14 protein-coding genes are annotated in these 18,042 nt (G+C 55.5%); 6 read left to right on the forward strand and 8 right to left on the reverse strand.

The window, feature by feature from the left end:
• The first annotated feature begins 63 nt into the window (after window positions 1-63).
• The 6 genes from GFS31_RS04795 to GFS31_RS04820 all read left to right on the forward strand — a co-directional run bounded on the left by GFS31_RS04795 (window position 64) and on the right by GFS31_RS04820 (window position 5,705).
• The gene (locus GFS31_RS04795; protein WP_198807113.1) at window positions 64-900 is read left to right on the forward strand and encodes a metallophosphoesterase; all 837 of its coding nucleotides are present in this window, start codon (window positions 64-66) and stop codon (window positions 898-900) included.
• Between the two features lie 267 nt (window positions 901-1,167).
• The gene (locus GFS31_RS04800) at window positions 1,168-1,497 is read left to right on the forward strand and encodes an RNA recognition motif domain-containing protein (protein WP_198807114.1); all 330 of its coding nucleotides are present in this window, start codon (window positions 1,168-1,170) and stop codon (window positions 1,495-1,497) included.
• Window positions 1,498-1,884: 387 nt separating this feature from the next.
• On the forward strand, window positions 1,885-3,288 hold the full coding sequence (locus tag GFS31_RS04805) for a sensor histidine kinase (protein ID WP_198807115.1): 1,404 nt from the start codon (window positions 1,885-1,887) through the stop codon (window positions 3,286-3,288).
• Window positions 3,289-3,389: 101 nt separating this feature from the next.
• Window positions 3,390-3,935, forward strand: coding sequence for a bifunctional pyr operon transcriptional regulator/uracil phosphoribosyltransferase PyrR (pyrR, locus tag GFS31_RS04810; RefSeq protein WP_198807116.1), 546 nt, complete (start codon window positions 3,390-3,392; stop codon window positions 3,933-3,935).
• Between the two features lie 137 nt (window positions 3,936-4,072).
• A complete protein-coding gene (gene fni, locus GFS31_RS04815) occupies window positions 4,073-5,134 on the forward strand; it encodes a type 2 isopentenyl-diphosphate Delta-isomerase (protein WP_225907567.1) in 1,062 nt (353 codons plus the stop codon).
• Window positions 5,135-5,150: 16 nt separating this feature from the next.
• On the forward strand, window positions 5,151-5,705 hold the full coding sequence (locus tag GFS31_RS04820) for a GNAT family N-acetyltransferase (RefSeq protein WP_198807118.1): 555 nt from the start codon (window positions 5,151-5,153) through the stop codon (window positions 5,703-5,705).
• A gap of 156 nt (window positions 5,706-5,861) precedes the next feature.
• Here the strand turns inward: GFS31_RS04820 and GFS31_RS04825 are convergent, their stop codons facing one another.
• The 8 genes from GFS31_RS04825 to GFS31_RS04860 form a co-directional block, all read right to left on the reverse strand.
• A complete protein-coding gene (locus tag GFS31_RS04825) occupies window positions 5,862-6,026 on the reverse strand; it encodes a hypothetical protein (protein WP_198807119.1) in 165 nt (54 codons plus the stop codon).
• 136 nt (window positions 6,027-6,162) lie between these two features.
• Complete coding sequence (locus GFS31_RS04830) at window positions 6,163-6,387, reverse strand: type II toxin-antitoxin system HicB family antitoxin (protein ID WP_198807120.1); 225 nt, start codon at window positions 6,385-6,387, stop codon at window positions 6,163-6,165.
• On the reverse strand, window positions 6,380-6,589 hold the full coding sequence (locus GFS31_RS04835; protein ID WP_198807121.1) for a type II toxin-antitoxin system HicA family toxin: 210 nt from the start codon (window positions 6,587-6,589) through the stop codon (window positions 6,380-6,382). The genes GFS31_RS04830 and GFS31_RS04835 overlap by 8 nt, the downstream gene beginning before the upstream one ends.
• A 9-nt stretch (window positions 6,590-6,598) precedes the next feature.
• On the reverse strand, window positions 6,599-9,220 hold the full coding sequence (locus GFS31_RS04840; RefSeq protein WP_198807122.1) for a M1 family metallopeptidase: 2,622 nt from the start codon (window positions 9,218-9,220) through the stop codon (window positions 6,599-6,601).
• Window positions 9,221-9,466: 246 nt separating this feature from the next.
• A complete protein-coding gene (gene aroB / locus GFS31_RS04845; protein ID WP_198807123.1) occupies window positions 9,467-10,579 on the reverse strand; it encodes a 3-dehydroquinate synthase in 1,113 nt (370 codons plus the stop codon).
• A gap of 239 nt (window positions 10,580-10,818) precedes the next feature.
• Window positions 10,819-12,114: an adenylosuccinate lyase gene (purB, locus tag GFS31_RS04850; RefSeq protein ID WP_198807124.1), complete on the reverse strand. Its 1,296-nt coding sequence runs from the start codon at window positions 12,112-12,114 to the stop codon at window positions 10,819-10,821.
• A 49-nt stretch (window positions 12,115-12,163) separates the two neighbouring features.
• Window positions 12,164-16,735 carry a hypothetical protein gene (locus GFS31_RS04855; protein WP_198807125.1) on the reverse strand — a complete coding sequence of 1,524 codons (4,572 nt, stop codon included), beginning with the start codon at window positions 16,733-16,735 and terminating at the stop codon, window positions 12,164-12,166.
• Window positions 16,736-17,360: 625 nt separating this feature from the next.
• Window positions 17,361-17,825, reverse strand: coding sequence for a peroxiredoxin (locus GFS31_RS04860; RefSeq protein ID WP_225907568.1), 465 nt, complete (start codon window positions 17,823-17,825; stop codon window positions 17,361-17,363).
• Window positions 17,826-18,042 lie beyond the last annotated feature (217 nt).

Genomic DNA, 18,042 nt, shown 5'->3' on the forward strand with positions numbered 1-18,042 from the left:
CTGGAGCTAAAGGGGAAATTGATATAGTTAAAGTATCCTCTCTTAGTAGGTTTTTGAGCGGCTATGCGCCTCTTCGCCGTCGGTGACATTCATGGCTGTGCAACCGCCCTAGATACCGTATTAGGCGCAATTTCTCCTCGACCGACCGACCGGATTGTTACCCTCGGCGATTACATTAATAAAGGGCCAGATTCCAAGGCTGTTTTAGACTGCCTGGTGCGCCTGTCTCGCTGGGGTATTTTGGTGCCCCTGTTGGGCAACCACGAGCTCAAGTTTTTAATTGCGCGGCGCTTAGGCCAAGCCGTCATCAATGGGGAGGTCTTTGTCGATCAGCACACCCTGGCTTCCTATGCCCCAGATCGGCTCAGCCACCACCCGCTCGCAGCAGAGGTCTCGGTGGATCAGGCCGCCATCCTCCGCCACATCCCCGACAGCCATTGGCAGTTGCTGCAAGACCAAGGGCTGCGATGGTTTTCCACCGATCAGCACATTTTTTTGCACGGCACCCTCGCCACCCACCTGCCCCTTCTCCACCAGCCCGACCGCGCTATTTTTTGGGATAAGTTAAAGCACCCTGCCCCCCACCCATCCGGCAAAACGCTCATCTGTGGCCACACCCCCCAACGCAGTGGGTATCCCCTCAACCTAGGCCACACCGTCTGCCTCGATACAGCGGCCTGCGAAGGGCAGTGGCTCACCTGCCTAGAGGTCAACAGCGGTGAGATTTGGCAAGCCAACCAGGAAGGGCATTTGCGCCGTTCTCACCTAGCCGACTATGGCCCTATCCCCCCCACGTTTCCCCACCGGGCCGATCCCCAGTTCGAGGGAAATCATGGCCTGCCCGCTGGCCCGGTTCCTAGTTGGCCCACCGCTGCCTGTATGGCCACTGCCGCCCCCTAATTCCGCTCCAACCCTGGCCCGATCTGGGCCGACCAGAGGTCAGCGGAACAGCCATAGCAAAAGGGCTATAAGTCCGACTGACACTGTGTTACAAACCATTCACGACCCAATGCCTTGTGTTACAGTAAGCGGGTAACATGTTTTGCTTTCGGTAGGCTGGTTAATCACAGTCTGATCTCAGTGTCTGATCTCAGTTTTCGGGTAAATCGGTGAGTACCACTCCGAATCGAACTTGTCTACATTTCATGTCTAATTTGGAGTTGTGCCATGTCGATTTATGTAGGGAACCTAGCCTACAACGCTACGGAGGGAGACATTACCGAGGTCTTCGCCGAGTATGGAGCCGTTAGCCGAGTGACGGTGCCCACCGACCGGGAAACCGGACGTCCCCGTGGGTTTGCCTTCGTGGAAATGGAACAGGAAGCCGACGAAGACGCTGCTATCGAAGCCCTCGATGGCGCAGAATGGATGGGCCGCGAGCTGCGCGTCAACAAGGCTCGTCCCAAGGAAAAGCGGGCAGGTGGCGGCGCACCTCGGGGCAACTTTGGCGGTCGGGGCAATGGCGGCGGCGGCAACCGCGAGTTCTCTCGCTGGTAAGCCCAGGACATTTCGGTTGGCCATCTCGATGGCCCTTTAACCAATCCGTTGTTTAAAGCCATGGCAGGGGAGTGATTATCCTCTGCCATTTTTATGGTGGCCCTAGGTTAGCCCCCAGGGCTGAGGACTGGCCCTCCTCACAACGCCAACCCGTGGATGCTGCGGGGAGGCTGGGCCACCGGGCGTACCGCTGGGGAGCCCCTAGGGATCTTTCCCTCACCACACCCCGCCGCCTAGAGTGAGCCGCTCACCCGGCATAAATCAAAGAATAATTTTAGATTTTTGGCCTATTTTCAAGAATTAAACCGCCAAAATCTGGGATTCCTAGGAGTATAGCCAAGCTGCATCTGGCTTGGTGCCCCTTGTCCCTTTGATCGTCCTGTTGCTATGCGTTTTCAAAATCTTGATGACCTGCGCCTGCTTTGCCGAGATCAAGCGGCTTTCCAAAAACTTCAGCAGATCTTGGCTGAACAGGACGTCCTCTATCAGCAGTGTGCCACCCAAGTGGCCCAGCAGCTTCGAGAGCAGCAAGATCTGTCTGCCCAGCAGCGAGCTGCCGAGGCGGCCAGTCAGGCTAAAAGCCAGTTTTTGGCGATGATGAGCCACGAGCTGCGCACTCCTCTCAATGCCATTTTGGGTCTGTCATCCCTATTAACTCAGCAGGCCGTGGGGCCGTTAAACGCCAAACAGATAGAATACCTCCACTATATCCAGGCCAGTGGCGATCATTTGCTGGCGCTGATTAACGACATTCTAGACTTATCCAAAATTGAAGCGGGCCGGGAACTGCTGCGGCTCTCGACGGTGGATGTGCAGGGGCTGTGCCAAACCTGTCTCGCCATGGTAGAGCCCCGTGTAGCAGGTAAGCCGATTACCCTGGCGTACCACGTAGATGCCGCCACTGAGACCTGCATGGCCGACGAACAACGCCTGAGACAAATGCTGCTTAATCTGCTTTCCAACGCCGTCAAATTTACCGAGCGGGGGCAGGTGCAGCTCACGGTGAAGGCGGTGGGGGCGATGGTAGAGTTTGCCGTGACCGATACAGGCATCGGGATTCCCAAAGATAAGCTGAAATTGCTGTTCCAACCCTTTACCCAACTGGATGGCAGCCTTAATCGCCGCTACGGCGGCACCGGGTTGGGCCTCGCCCTAACCCAACAACTGGCTCAGTGCCACGGCGGCTATGTCACCGTAGAGTCGGTGGTTAACCAGGGGAGTTGCTTTTTGCTCTACCTTCCCCAAAAGGGCCACCCTGGTAGAGGGGCCTCATTAACGGCATCCTCTTCGTCCATTCACCCCGGCTTAACGGCTCCCGGTCTACCCTGCCCCGCCCCCTACCTCGTACTGCTGGACTCTGATCCTGAGCGTTCTCACCCCTGGCTGGTCTATTTGCAGCACTGCGGCTGGCAAGTAGAACGCCACCACCGATGGGACCAGATCACGACTCCCCAACCCCATGTGTTGGCGATTGCTGTTGGGTCTGAGGATTCTCTGATTTCCCTCGTCCCCGATAGGTGGCCCACCCCGCACCCCAAAGTTGTTGTGCTGGTAGACGCTGAGCCGCTGGAACCCTGGCCACCCAATGTTGATAACCCAAAGGTTGATGGCTCAGATGTTGATGGCTCAGATGTTGATGGCTCAGATGCCAATAGCCCAAACGCCGCTTTACCAGACGTCAACCTGCCGCCATCCCAGGCCGAGTTTCTGAAGCAGATCGCCGACCTAACGCTAACGCTACCCTTGACCATACCCAAGCTAGAGCGGTTGATTCACTTGGTTTTCCCCTGAAGACCGCTACCGCCTACAGAACCGAAAGGTCGGGTATAGTGTGGGTCGGTGACGTGCGATGTCCCGTGTGTTGAAGTCTCTCTGCTGCGTAAGTTGCCCCCATGAGTGCCAGCCCTCCCGTTGTCGAAATTTTGTCTGCCGAAGAAATGCGACGGACGCTCAACCGTCTGGCCTCAGAGGTGATCGAGCGAGGGGGCGACCTGCGCCACCTGCTGCTGTTGGGCATCTACACCCGTGGAGTGCCCCTCGCCCATATGTTGGCCCATCAAATCCAGCGCATGGAGGAGGTGAAGCTGCCCGTAGGAGCCATCGACATCACCCTCTATCGCGATGATCTAGACAAAATCAGCACCCGCACCCCTGCCCGCACCAAAATTCCCTTCGATCTCACCAACAAGGTCGTGATTTTGGTAGACGATGTGATCTACAGCGGACGCACCATTCGCGCCGCCCTCAATGCCGTGTTGGACTATGGCCGTCCTAGCGCCATTCGTCTTGCCGTGCTGGTTGATCGGGGCCATCGAGAACTGCCCATTCACCCAGACTTTGTGGGTCGCGTGCTGCCCACCGCCAAGGATGAATCTGTCAAAGTCTTCCTCCACGATACCGATGGCCGGGATGGGGTGCAGTTGTTAAAGCCGGAGTGAGGGGAGTCGGGAGTCGGGAGCCGAGATCTGGAACTTGGGAACTGGGAACTGGGAACTGGGAATCCAGATAGCTGGATGTTTCCCTCCGCATCCCGTTCTTTTTTACTATGGAACACAGACGTTACTGAGTGAACCCTGTGACCAGATTGCCCCTGGCTACCCACGAAACCCAAGTTCGTAAGGCGGATCATCTACGCATTTGCCTTGATGAGAGCGTGCAGTGCCGCCAGGTAACAACAGGCCTGGAGCGGTTTCGGTTTCGCCATTGCGCCCTGCCCGAAGTGGACTGGCAGGATTTGGCCCTAGAGACCACCTTCCTGGGCCATCGGCTGGGGGCACCGCTGCTGATTTCCTCCATGACGGGCGGCACCGAAGAAGCCCAGCGCATTAACCAACGGCTCGCTACCGTAGCTCAGCGCTATGGATTCGCCATGGGGGTTGGCTCTCAGCGGGTGGCCGTGGAAAACCCGGATCTAATGACCACCTTTCGGGTGCGGGAGGTGGCCCCCGATATCCTACTGCTGGCCAACCTGGGGGCGGTGCAGTTGAACTACGACTATGGCCTCGATCAGTGCCGTCGGGTGGTGGATCACCTCGAGGCCAGCGCCCTGATTTTGCACCTCAACCCACTCCAAGAGGCCGTGCAAACCCGAGGCGATACCAATTTCAAAGGGATCTTGAACAAAATTGAGCACATCTGCGCCGCCCTACCCGTGCCCGTGGTGGTCAAAGAGGTGGGCAACGGTATTTCTGCGCCCCTGGTGCGGCGGCTGATGGAAGCAGGTGTTGCCGCCGTGGATGTGGCCGGGGCCGGAGGCACCTCCTGGGCTAAGGTGGAAAGTGAGCGGGCAACGGATCCACTCCAGCGCCGCCTGGGTCAAACCTTTGCCGACTGGGGCATTCCCACCGCCGATTGCCTCATTGCTGCCCGTCAGGTGGCCCCCACCCTGCCGCTGATTGCCTCCGGTGGCCTGCGGAATGGCCTAGAGGTCGCCAAAACCCTCGCCCTCGGAGCCGACTTGGCCGGACTCGCCTATCCCTTCCTCAAAGCCGCCAGCGATTCCGAAGACGCCGTAGCCGCCCTAGCCGATGTCCTGATCGCCGAACTCAAAACCGTCCTCTTCTGCACTGGGCAAGCGACCCTCTCCGGCCTGTGCCAAGAGGGCGTTTTATTAGCCACTTCCATCACAGCCCCCTAACCCCCACCTATCCCCCATGGCCTTCAGCCCTCTGATTCGCGACGAGACCCCTGACGACATCCCCACCATTCGGGCCGTCACCATCGCCGCCTTTGAAACCCTTGCCATCAGCCTCCACACCGAACACTGGATTATTGAAGCCCTCCGAGCGGCAGGAGCGCTTACCGTGTCCCTGGTGGCGGTGCTGGAGGATCAAGTAGTTGGCCATATTGCTTTTTCACCCGTCACCATGTCCGACGGTAGCGCAGGATGGTATGGCCTGGGGCCGCTTTCGGTGCTGCCACCCTACCAGGGCCAGGGCATTGGTACAGCTTTGGTGAAAGCAGGGCTATCGCGCCTGCAAGACCTCAAGGCCCAGGGGTGCTGCGTGGTGGGACATCCAGCCTACTACCCACGGTTTGGCTTTGAACCGTCCTTGGTGCTGACCTGCGAAGATATTCCACCTGAGTTCTTCTTTGTGCTGTCTTTTCAGGGCCAAGTGCCCCAGGGCACCGCCACCTTCCACAGCGGATTCGAGGTCGATGACGACCCCGCCGAACCAGACGAATCGCAATCGTTTTCCTTAGGATGAACCGGAGCACAGCCTGGGCTATTCTGCATTTATCCTGTGTTCACTTGGCCGAATAGCTGGAAACACTTGAAAGAAGATCTTCTGCCTATTAACGCTAGCAAGCTGCTGGCTTGCCTGATGCTTTAGTGAGTGGATGTCTACTTTGAGCGTCTTCACCTAACCCTGTACCGTGGTTCCGGTGCGGCTGTGACGTTCTCCGCCGTATTTGCTGTGATCTGGCCCTACGATCTGCCGAGTTCGACCAGGCGCTTCAACTTTTGTCCCCGTACTGAGCGGTAGATGAGCACGCAGGGCCGCTTGAAGTCGGTTAATCTGAGTCATGGGGAGGATCCGGCTAAGGTTGTGGTAATCCCTAGCTCACCTCCCTATTCCTGATTCTGTCAACCCCCTACGGGACAAGGCTTCAGCCCTCTCTCCTCAAGTTTTGTCCCTGTACCGTGGATTCTTTTAGGCTGATTTAAGCCGCAGCATAGATCACATTTGGCTCTGGCAGTGGTTCACCTGTCGCTTCATAGGCGATCACTAGGGATTCTAACGCCTCAATACCATTAGTCACCGCCTCAGCGTAGGTATCTCCATGAGTGCGCCATTGCTGCCCTGGAAAATCAGGAAATCCTACCAAGAAGCTTTGATCTTCTTCAGACCATTGAATAACCATTTGATATTTGAGATGTTTAGTCATTATTTTGACTCCTTACAGCTTGAATCGCGTTATCGACTTCCTTTTCTTGATAGGGTTTGGCATCTGCGCCATCTTTTCCAGAAACGGTGATTTTGCCGGGATAACGAGGATGTATCCAGTTGGTATGGCTACCCTTACCTGGAACCTCCTGAAACCCGGCCTGACGCAACTTCCGTTTTAGCTCTCGGATTTTCTGCGGCATGATTTTTGGCTACTTTGCCTTGGCCTCCAACGTCTCCAACCGACTCTTGAGTTCCTGATTCGCCTTCTTCAGGTCATCCACCTCCTGGCGCAATTGCTCCACCGCCTTGTCTTTACCAATCGCCTTTTGCACCGTTTGCACGGCTTCCTGGGCGCGGCGGCGCACTCGGCCATCGGGGGTATGTTCCGCCAGGTTTTGCAGAATGCGGATGCCGCGGGCGCTTTCCACCCCTTCCAAGGCCGCCACAGCAGACACCTGGGTGAGGAAAAAACTTTCGCTGGCGATGGTTTCTAGGCGATCTAGGATGCGTTCGAGGGTGGGTTTGGTTTGGCCCTTGGAGATCGCCCCCAGGGAGCGAATCGACGCTAGGCGCAGGGCTTGGGGGGTGCCGGGTTCGGTGTATTTCAGCACCAGGTCGAGGGCTTCTTCGGAGGATTTGAACTGGCTGAGGGCGGTGATAGCTCCAGAACGCACGGTTTCGTTCCAGCCCTGGCGTTCTTTGAGGATGCTTTCTAGCAGTTTGAGGGTTTTCTTGTCCTTGGGTTTGCCCTCCAGGTCGGCGGAACCTACCGCACCGAGGGAACGAATTGCCGCCGCTTCCACGTAGTAGCTGGCATCGCCCTTTTCGGCAATGGCTTTGAGGGCTTTGTAGCTGTCGGCGGTTTTGATGTCGCCCAGGGTGCTGACCACGGCACGGCGGACGCGGGCTTCGGGGTCTTTCAGTCCTTTGAGTAGTCCTTCAGCGGCCTGATCGAGTTTGATGGAGCCGAGTTGTTCCGCCACTTCGGCCCGCACGCCCCAGAAGGGATCGTCGGTGAGGGCGGTGGTGAGGGCGGCGACGGCTTCCAGGTTGCCCTTTTTGGCCAGGGCGATGGCGGATTCGATGCGAGAGAGGGGGTCGGGGTCGTGCTGGAGTTGGGCCTTGAGTTCGGCGATGGGATACTCTAGCTCCACGGTTTTAAGGAAGTGGTTGCCGAGGTCAAAGCTAATGAAATCGGGCTTTTTGTCGAGGGGGAAATAGAGGGCTTGCTCCCGTTCGTGGATGCGGACGGTGAAGGATTTGACTTCGACTTTGGCGGTTTTGCCCTGGCTGACGAAGCCAAAACCGATGGGAATTCGTAGGTCGAACAGGCCGCTGGTGCTGCTGGTGTCGCCGTCCTTGGCCTGGGTTTGGGTGACGGTGAGCTTGGCCAGTTTGCTGTCGGCATCCCAGCTATAGGCCACTTTGTAGTCGGGGTGGCCACCGCGCAGCACGTACTGGTCGAACAGGGGCCGCAGGTTGCGTCCGGTGGCTTTGTCGATGGCGCGCAGCAGGTCGATGGTTTCCACGGTGCTATGGGCGTGGTCGTTGACGAAGGTGCGAATCGCCTTCCAGAACAGGTCATCCCCCAGTTCGGCGCGGATCATGTGGTAGACGCAGGCCCCTTTCTCGTAGATGTGGCGGTCGTAGAGTTCGATGGCTTCGCGATAGACGTGGGTCACCATGGGGCGACGGTAGCGGGTTTTGTCTTCGGTTAGGTAGCTGCGGGCTTCGCCCAGACGGTAGTAGGCGGCTTCGTCGGGGCCGTATTCCTGCTCCGTCCACATCACTTCGGAATAGGTGGCCATGCCTTCCTTCACCCAGGCGTGGCTCCAGTGGTTGATCACCAGCAGGTCGCCAAACCATTGGTGGGCCAGTTCGTGGACGACCAGGGATTCGGAACCCCGGTTATCCAGGGCGGCGCGTTCATCCAGCAGGCAGCGGTCGGTCAAAATCGTAATCGACGTATTTTCCATGCCGCCAAAGATAAAGTCGGCGGCGCAGACCTGGGCGTACTTGGGAAAGGCATATTTATAGCCATACTTGTCGCTGAGGAATTCGATCATCCGAGGGGTTTTACCCATGGTGATCTGGCCTTGATCCTTGCGGCCCTTTTCCACGTAGTAGGTGACGGGGATATCCTGCCACTGGTCTTGAATGATGTCGAATTCGCCCACTGCCAGGGCCATCAAATAGGTGGGGTGAACCTGCTTTTGGTGCCAGTGAAAAACCTTGTAATCACCGTCTTCGGTCGTGTCGATCAATTCACCATTGGACACCACCTGGTACTGCGCCGGAACCCGCACCTTCATTTCCGAGGTAGACAGCATCCCCGGATAGTCGAAACATGGGAACCAGTAGCGGGAGTCCTCATCTTCGCCCTGAGTCCACACCTGTACGGGTTTGTTGGGGTAGTGCTTGTCGGGGCCAATGAAGTAGATGCCCCGCTCCGGCTGCTCTAGACGATAGGCAATGGCCACCGTAAAGGCTTCCCCCGCCGCTGTGGGCTTTTTCAGGCGAATGTGCAACCGCTCACCATCGTAGTCAAAGGCTTGCTTGGCGCTGCCGACTTTCACCGACTCAATCTGCTGATTTACCGCATCCAGGGTTAAACTTTCTACCCCATCCCGCACGGGGTTGATGCGAAGTTTGCAGGTGCCCTCACAGATTTTCTGCTCCAAATCGAGGCTGATGTCCAAAAAAATATGCTCTACCTGCCCCGGACGGTCGGGGTTGTAGTGGGGTTTGGCCCCCGGCATTTCAAAGGATTTATAGCCGTTGTTGTCGTCTTGGAACAGTTCAATCTGGGCGATGCGATGGGCGTTGGGCATGGGAAGGAGCTGCCTTTTGGAATAGAACGATGGTGAAGCACAATGGATAGCCCCCTAGCCCTCGGCTGACGATGCTTAACCCGCTCGTTAATGAGGGCAGGGCTTTCTCATTGTATGAATTTTGAGATGCAGGAGGGTTGACGTCGCTCCTGGCAGCGGCACTAGACGGTTAATCCGGCGGGCGACCCCTGACAGGAGAACTGACCTAGGGTTCTCCTGCCATGCCTAAAGTGCTCTGAACCGACGCTACCCCCGGCTGCTAGCGAGGGCGGCGTAGATAACCTCCTGAGACACATCTCCGGTGACAATGGCGGAACCCACGCCCTGGGGCAGTACAAACCGCACTTGGCCGTCCTCCACCTTTTTGTCGCCCTGGAGCAGGCGCAAAATATCCTCATCGTTGAGGTTGGGAGGGAGGGCGGTGGGCAATCCGGTTTTTTCAATGAGGCGATACTGACGGTCGGCGTCCTCTTTGCTCCAGTAGCCTAGGCGGGTGGCGATGTGTCCGGCGGCGATCATACCAATGGCGACGGCTTCCCCATGGTTAACGCCTCGGTAGTGGGTGAGGCTTTCCACCGCATGGCCGATGGTGTGGCCGTAGTTGAGGATGGCCCGCAGTCCAGCTTCTTTTTCGTCTTGGGAGACCACATCGGCCTTAGCTTGGCAGGAACGGGTGAGGATTTGGTGACGCAGGTTGTCGCTGAGATAGCGGAACTGATCCAGCCGTTCGGCGGATTCTAGGGCGGCGAAGAGCTCCGCATCCCAAATAACGCCGTACTTGATCACCTCGGCCATCCCGGCGCGAAACTCCCGCAGGGGCAAGGTTTTCAGCACGATGGGATCGATCACCACGAGCTGGGGCTGGTGGAAGGCTCCGATCAGGTTTTTGCCCCTGGGATGGTTGACCCCAGTTTTGCCGCCAATGGAGGCATCCACCATGGCCAGCAGGGAGGTGGGAATTTGCACAAACCGAATCCCTCGCAGCCAGGTCGCCGCTGCAAATCCGGTCATGTCACCAATGACGCCGCCCCCTAGGGCCACCATGGCCGACTGGCGCTCTAGGCGAAACTCTAGGGCGGCATCGTAGAGAGACTGAATAGACTTTAGGTTCTTGTAGCGTTCGCCAGCGGGCAGGAGATGGTACTGTACGGCGTAGCCCGCCTGGGCCAGCGACTCCATGACCGTTTCTCCATAGTGGCGAAAGATGGTTGGATTGGACACCAACAGCAGCCGCTGACCGGGCTTGACTAGGGGCTGTTCGGCGGTGGCCAACCAGGAGCCAACATGGCTTAACCCTTGATCAGCCACTACGATGTCGTAGGGGGCATCGGGTAGGGGAACGGGAATTACAGTTTTCATAACGACACACCAAGACCTAAGGGAACGGAAACAACCAACCAGGAAAACAACCCCATCCGCCGAAGCTGACAGGGGGCGGAGACAACAGACAATCGGCAAGGAACAACAGAACCAGCAGAACACCTTGGGCGGCAACCGAGGGAATGCCCCGGGTTGCCAGGAGGTTATCTCATCAGGACGGTGGGGCAACCTCACCTCTGCGGGGTAGGGCGCGGGACGCAGATGGCGCAGGCGTTGGCCTAGATGCCCAGCCGCTGATAGACCTGATCGAGGTTACGCAGGTGGTGGTTGGGGTCAAAACACGCCTCGATCTCGGTCTCGGAGAGGTGGGCTTGCACCCGTTCATCCTGGCTGATCAGGTGGCGGAAGTTGCCATCATCGGTGTTCCAGGCGGTGTGGGCGCAGGATTGCACGATGGCGTAGGCTTCCTCACGGGCCAGCCCCTTTTCCACCAGGGAGAGCATCACCCGCTGGCTGAACACCACCCCACCGTAGACGTTCATATTGCGGGCCATATTCTCAGGATAGACCAGCAGATTCTTCACTAGCTCAGTGGTTTCCACCAGCATGAAGTGGGTGAGGATGCAGCTATCGGGCATGGCCACCCGCTCTACAGAGCTGTGGGAAATGTCGCGCTCGTGCCAGAGGGCGACGTTTTCTAGGGCAGCCATGGCGTTGCCGCGCAGAATGCGGGCCATCCCGGTCAGGCGTTCGGAGCGGATGGGGTTGCGCTTGTGGGGCATGGCGGAAGACCCCTTCTGCTTTTTGGAGAAAAATTCCTCCACTTCCAACACATCCGTGCGCTGAAGGTTGCGAATTTCCACGGCAAACCGCTCGATGGAGGCCCCCAGCAGGGCCAGGGCGTTCATAAAGTCGGCATGGATATCGCGGGAGATCACCTGGGTCGAGGCGGTGTCGGGCCGCAGTCCCAAATGCTGGCAGGCGAGGGCTTCGATTTGGGGGTCGATGTTGGCGTAGGTGCCCACGGCCCCAGAGATTTTGCCCACGGCGATGGTGTCTTGCAGGTGGGTGAGGCGTTCCCGGTGGCGCAGCATTTCCGCCAGCCAACCCGCCAGCTTAAAGCCAAAGGTAATCGGCTCGGCGTGGATGCCGTGGGAGCGGCCAATCATCACCGTATCTCGGTGCTCTTGGGCGCGGTAACGAATGGCCTGGATCAGGTTTTCGACGTGCACCATGATCACCTGGAGGCTGTCCACCATTTGCAAAGACAGGGCGGTGTCGAGCATGTCGGAACTGGTCATGCCTAGGTGGATGTAGCGGCCCGCATCCCCCACGTATTCGTTGAGGTTGGTCAAAAAGGCGATCACATCATGGCGCACCTCGGCCTCAATTTCTAGGATGCGCTGGGGATCGAACTTCGCCTTCGCCTTGATCTCCTCTACCGCCTCCTTCGGAATATAGCCTAGTTCCGCCTGGGCCTCGCACACGGCGATTTCTACCCGCAACCAGGTCTTAAATTTATAGTCATCCGTCCAGAGGTTGCCCATTTCGGGCAGGGTATAGCGTTCAATCAAGGCTTTGGGCTGAATACAACCGTCTTATTTTACCCGCCTTTTACTCGCCCTATGGGAACCGCTCCACATTTTGCTGGGCATAGGCCAAGTTGGGCTGGTAGGCCACCGCCCGATCCTGGGCCGTGGCGTAGTTGGGGTCAGACTCTGGCACCTGCTCCATCAGGGTGATTGCCTGCTGCCAACCCTCAGCGACGGCTTGCCACTCTTCCCTGGTGCTGGCGGTTTGGGCCAACTGGGAGGCCTGGGTGGCTGCATTCACCGCATCCCGGAACGGGTTGACCGATACGGGTGGCTCAGTGGGCAGCTCCGTCGGTGGTTCCGTCAGCTCAGTGGGCGGCTCAGTGGGCGGCTCGGTGGGCGGTTCGGTGCCGTCATCGGGAGGTGTCGGAACTTCTACCGGAGGCTGGGTTACGGGCACATCGGGCTGACGCATCCGGCCCAGCAGTGCCGTAATGCCAAACACCGCCAGCAGCAGCGCCAAGGCCGCCGCCCCAATTCCCAAAATCAGCTTGAGGCTAGACCCCGACCCCGCCTTACCGGGGGTGCGCTGGTCTACTTCCTCTGGTGATACCGGAGCGAACTTGTGAATAAAGTCGTCGGTGGCATCAGCGGTATCGGCAGTATCGGCGGTATTAGACGGTTCCTCTTGATGGAATCCGTTGGTGTCGTTGCCCGCAAAGTCATCCTCCGCAAAGGTAAACCCACCATCCTCATCGTCCGAAGTTAAGTCTGCCTCATTCCAATCAATGGGCGCGAATGCCTCCTCAGCTTCCAGGAATTCCTGCGTCGGCAACTCTGGCGGGAACGTCTCAGCCGTTGGGCCTGCATCGGGCTCCTGAACTCCGGATTCCTCCTCCCAAGCCATAGAGGCCAAGCCACCTGCCGCCAAACCGCCTGCCGCCAAACCACTCGCTAAGCCCAGGTCAACCCCCGCTTCATCTTCCTCGGAGGGCGGCTCGGAGACGCCTTCCCAGGTATCAGAACTTTCAACCGAGGACATATCACCTAACTCTTCGCCCCACCCTTCATCTAGGGGAAACTCTTCCCCAAAGGGTGATGTGTCATCCACAACATCCTCGCCAAAATCAGGTACCTCAAAGGCGAAGTCTTCATTATTCAGGGACTCTTCCTCAAAGTCCGTTGTGCTAAAGGGAGAGGCTTCGCTGGCAGCATCTTCACCAAAATCTGGCACCTCAAAGCCACCAAAATCGGGTACTTCAAAGGCGAAATCTTCCGCCGGAGAAGCCTCCTCAAAATCAGTTACATCAACCAGAGGAGGTTCATCTACTGCACCCCCTCCAAAGTTTGGTGTTTCAAATTCGCTAGAGGTGTCTTCCCCAAAGTCAGGAATATCGAAGGCGCTGTCATCGGTTAACGCCGCGTCTTCAAAGCCTTCTGTCTCAAAGCCTGCCGATTCAAAGGGGGATTCTTCTGCTAATGATTCTTCGCCAAAATCGGGGATGTCAAATTCACCACCTGCGCCCAAGCTGTCTGCTTCAGCTTCACCGATTTCAAACGGAGATGGCTCGCTGGAGATATCTTCCCCAAAGTCAGGAATATCGAAGGCGCTGTCATCGGTTAACGCCGCGTCTTCAAAGCCTTCTGTCTCAAAGCCTGCCGATTCAAAGGGGGATTCTTCTGCTAATGATTCTTCGCCGAAATCGGGGATGTCAAATTCCCCACCTGCGCCCAAGCTATCTGCTTCAGCTTCGCCGATTTCAAACGGAGATGGTTCGCTGGAGATATCTTCCCCAAAGTCAGGAATATCGAATGCACTGTCATCGCTTAATGCAGCGTCTTCAAAGCCTTCTGCCTCAAAGCCTTCTGCCTCAAAGCCTGCTGATTCAAAGGGGGATTCTTCTGCTGATAATTCTCCGCCGAAATCGGGGATGTCAAAGGATTCTTCCGCACCCGAAAAATCTTCACCTAAGTCATTGTCTTCAAACGATACGTCTTCCTCATCTTCGCCAAAGTCAGGGGAAGACTCGAAGCTAAGGTCTTCGGTGAGTGGTGTTTCCTCGAGGCCAGGGCCGCTGTCGCTAAAGGCGAAGTCATCCTCTGATGCCGATTCAGTGTCTACGCTCAGAGAAGATATCTCATCAATGACAGGCATGGAGAAGGCTCCTGCTCCAATTTCTTCATCATCTGAACTGCTCCACAGATCCTCATCCTCCAATTCAAACGATGGTGGTGCCGTAGTGCCAATGTCTAATTCAAAATCTGCACTGCTTTCTCCTTCGGCAGACTCCTCATCTAGGGCTAAATCAAGACCAAAGCCACCTTCTTCAAGGGTCTGATCTGACTCTAGACTAAAACCACTTTCCTCAGCTAATTCCGCACCCAGATCAAAATCATTTTCTTCGATAGTTGCTTCTGCGCTTAAATCTAGGTCAAAGCCACCTTCCTCGCCCGATTCCTCCCCTAAATCAAGATCAAAGCTACTTTCTTCGCTTGATTCTGCACCTAAGTCAAAATCAAAGCTGCTTTCTTCCGTCGTTGGCTCTGCATCTAAATCAAGATCGAAGCTGCTTTCTTCGGTAGCTGCTGCTGAGCCTAAATCTAGGCTGAAATTATTGTCCTCAGCAATAGGCTCTGAACCTAAATCAAGATCAAAGCCACCTTCTTCACTTGATTCTGCACCCAAGTCAAAATCAAAACCACTTTCTTCGGTAGCTGCTGAGTCTAAACCTAGATCGAAATCATTGTCCTCAGCAATAGGCTCTGAACCTAAATCAAGATCAAAGCTACCTTCTTCGCTTGATTCTGCACCCAAGTCAAAATCAAAACTACTTTCTTCTGTGACAGGCTCTGCACCTAAGTCAAAATCAAAGCCACCTTCTTCGCTTGATTCTGCACCCAAGTCAAAACCTAAGTCTGGGCCGAGATCACTTTCTTCTGTGACAGGCTCTGCACCTAAGTCCAAGTCAAAGCCACCTTCTTCGCTTGATTCTGCACCCAAGTCAAAACCTAAGTCTGGGCCGAGATCACTTTCTTCTGTGACAGGCTCTGTACCTAAGTCTAAGTTAAAGCCACCTTCTTCGCTTAATTCTGCACCTAAATCAAGATCGAAGCTGGTTTCTTCGGTAGCTGCTGCTGAGTCTAAATCTAGGCCAAAATCACTGTCTTCAGCAATAGGCTCTGTATCTAAGCCTAAGTCAAAGCTACCTTCTTCGCTTGATTCTGCACCTAGGTCAAAATCAAAATCTTCTTCAGTTGTAGCTTCTGAGTCTAAATCTAGACTGAAGGCACTTTCTTCAACAATAGACTCTGTATCTAAGCCTAGGTCAAAGCTACCTTCTTCGCTTGATTCTGCACCCAAGTCAAAATCAAAACTACTTTCTTCAGCGATAGGCTCTGTACCTAAGTCTGAGTTAAAGCCACCTTCTTCGCTTGATTCTGCACCTAAATCAAGATCAAAGCTGGTTTCTTCGGTCGCTTCTGCTGAGCCTAAATCTAGGCCGAAATCATTGTCCTCAGCAAGAGACTCTGTACCTAAGTCCAAGTCAAAGCCACCTTCTTCGCTTGATTCTGCACCTAGGTCAAAATCCAAGCTGTTGTCTTCAGTTGTAGCTTCTGCACCTAGGTCAAAATCAAAATCTTCTTCTTCAGTTTTAGCTTCTGAGTCTAAATCTAGGCCGAAGTCACTTCCTTCGCTTGATTCTGCACCCAAGTCAAAATCAAAACTACTTTCTTCGGTAGACGCTTCTGAGTCTAAACCTAGATCGAAATCACTGTCTTCAGCAATAGGCTCTGTACCTAAATCAAGATCAAAGCCACCTTCTTCGCTTGATTCTGCTCCTAAATCAAAATCAAAGTCACTTTCTTCAGTTGTAGATCCTGAGTCTAAATCAAAATCAAAGCTACTTTCTTCAGTTGTAGCTTCTGAGCCTAAATCTAGATCAAGGTCACTTTCTTCGCTTGATTCTGCACCTAGGTCAAAATCAAAGTCACTTTCTTCGGTAGTTGCGTCTGTACCCAGGTCAAAATCAAAGTCACTTTCTTCGGTAGTTGCGTCTGCACCTAAATCTAGGTCAAAGTCGCTTTCTTCATTGGCAGATTCTACGCCGAGGTCAAAATCAAAGCTACCTTCCTCGCCTAATTCTGCACCTAAGTCTAGGTCGGAATTCCCTTCTTCACTTGATTCTGATGCACCTAGGTCGAAGTCAAAATTACTTTCTTCGATAGTTGATTCTGAGCCTAAATCTAGGTCAAAGTCACCTTCTTCAGCAAGAGGTTCTGCACCTAGGTCAAACCCAAGGTCTTCTTGGGTGGTGGATGGCTCTAGGTCGAGGTCAAAATCGCTGGTGACAGCAGCAGAGTTTAGGCCTAAATCTAAATCGAAGTCACTATCATTAGTGATGTCGAGATTGAGGCCAAAATCATCGGTAATGCTGGGAGTTTCGTCGTCAAAGTTTAGGTCTGAGGGGGTGCTGTCTAGAATGGAAGCGTCAAAATCGAGATTGTCGTCGGTGGTGTTGGGGTCAAAGACGATGGACTCAAAGGCGCTATCAAAATCGCTGGTGTCGGTGTCAAGCCCCGTATCAGCCAAACCAAGATCGAGGTCGTCGGTGAGGGGAGCATCTAGGTCTAGGGCGTCAAGGTCTAGGGCCTCTGAGCCCATACCTTGACTGGGTGGCGGTGCCCCTTCTCTCATGGGGATGAGTTCTGTCCAGGCGACGGCGTTGGCCCCCTGCTGTTTGCCGCTCACGCTGAGGTGATCTACCGTAGCCAAGCCAAGCCCGGTGATGCCCATTTTGACGTAGTTGACCAGATCACTTTGGGCCGGAACGCCAGCGGCTTCGAGCACCACCTGCAACAGGTTCCCCTGCTGAGTCACATAGGCTGTGATACCTTTGCTCTCTAGGTGCTGGTTCATGAGCGCGGCGATGGCGTCAGGTTGACCTTGCCTTGCCAGTTGCAGAACTTCAGGGGGCGTTGTAGACATGGTGGTCTTAGAATTCAGTGAATTCAGCTAAGGGGCCGAAGAATTCCTTATAGTATGCCCGGAGTGTTTGATCTTGGCACATCTCCATAGCTAGACTTGTTCAGATGTAACGATGTTTGTAATAGACGGGGGCTCTCCATGACCATGGTGGGGTGATCATGGAGCAAAGGGGAGAACAGGGTCACTGTTATCGCTTGCGAGCCGCGACAGCAAATGAACTAGACCACCAACAGCGAACCCACCACGGACTGAGTTACCGGGTGGGTTCGGCTCTAAATCCCTGATTGGGAGGTAGGTTTATCTAGGTGTTGGCCTGAAGATTGTCTAGGGTTGCTAGCACTTCTTTGCTGTGGATCACTGGACGTACCCCTAGGAACTGGGCGCGAAGGATACCGTCGGGATCGATAACGTAGGTGTGGCGCAGGGAAGCTGCCCCTAGCCAAGACCCATAGGCTTTGCTGACCTGGCCATTGGGGTCAGACAACAGGGGAAACTCAATGCCCTCAGCGTCGCAGAACTCGGCGTGGGAGTCTACACTATCGGCGCTGACGCCCAGAATTTGGGCATTACGGGCCTGATAGGCGGCCAAATCCCGCTGGAAGCGCTGGGCCTCGATGGTGCAGCCGGAGGTGAAATCGCGGGGATAGAAATACAGCACCACCCACTGATTGCGGAAATCGGCCAAGGACACATCCCCATCGCCGCTGTTGGTGGGCAGGGTGAACTCTGGGGCAGGGCTACCGATGGGGGGCTGAGGGCCTCCCATGGCCAAGGCAGGGGGTGGATCGATGACCCAAGTCAACCCAACCAGGCATAGGCCCAAGAAAATCGAGAAAAAACGATGACCCATAAGGCTATATCGATAGAAGGTCAGGGTAAATGAGATAACGTTACTTAAATTAACACTCATTAGCCCTGAGCCTTCGTCTCCCGCCCACTCCGGGGTGGGAGGTAGTTACGGACACGGCGGTGGCTGGATTTAA

Source organism: Leptolyngbya sp. BL0902 (genome assembly GCF_016403105.1).
Taxonomy (GTDB): domain Bacteria; phylum Cyanobacteriota; class Cyanobacteriia; order Phormidesmidales; family Phormidesmidaceae; genus Nodosilinea.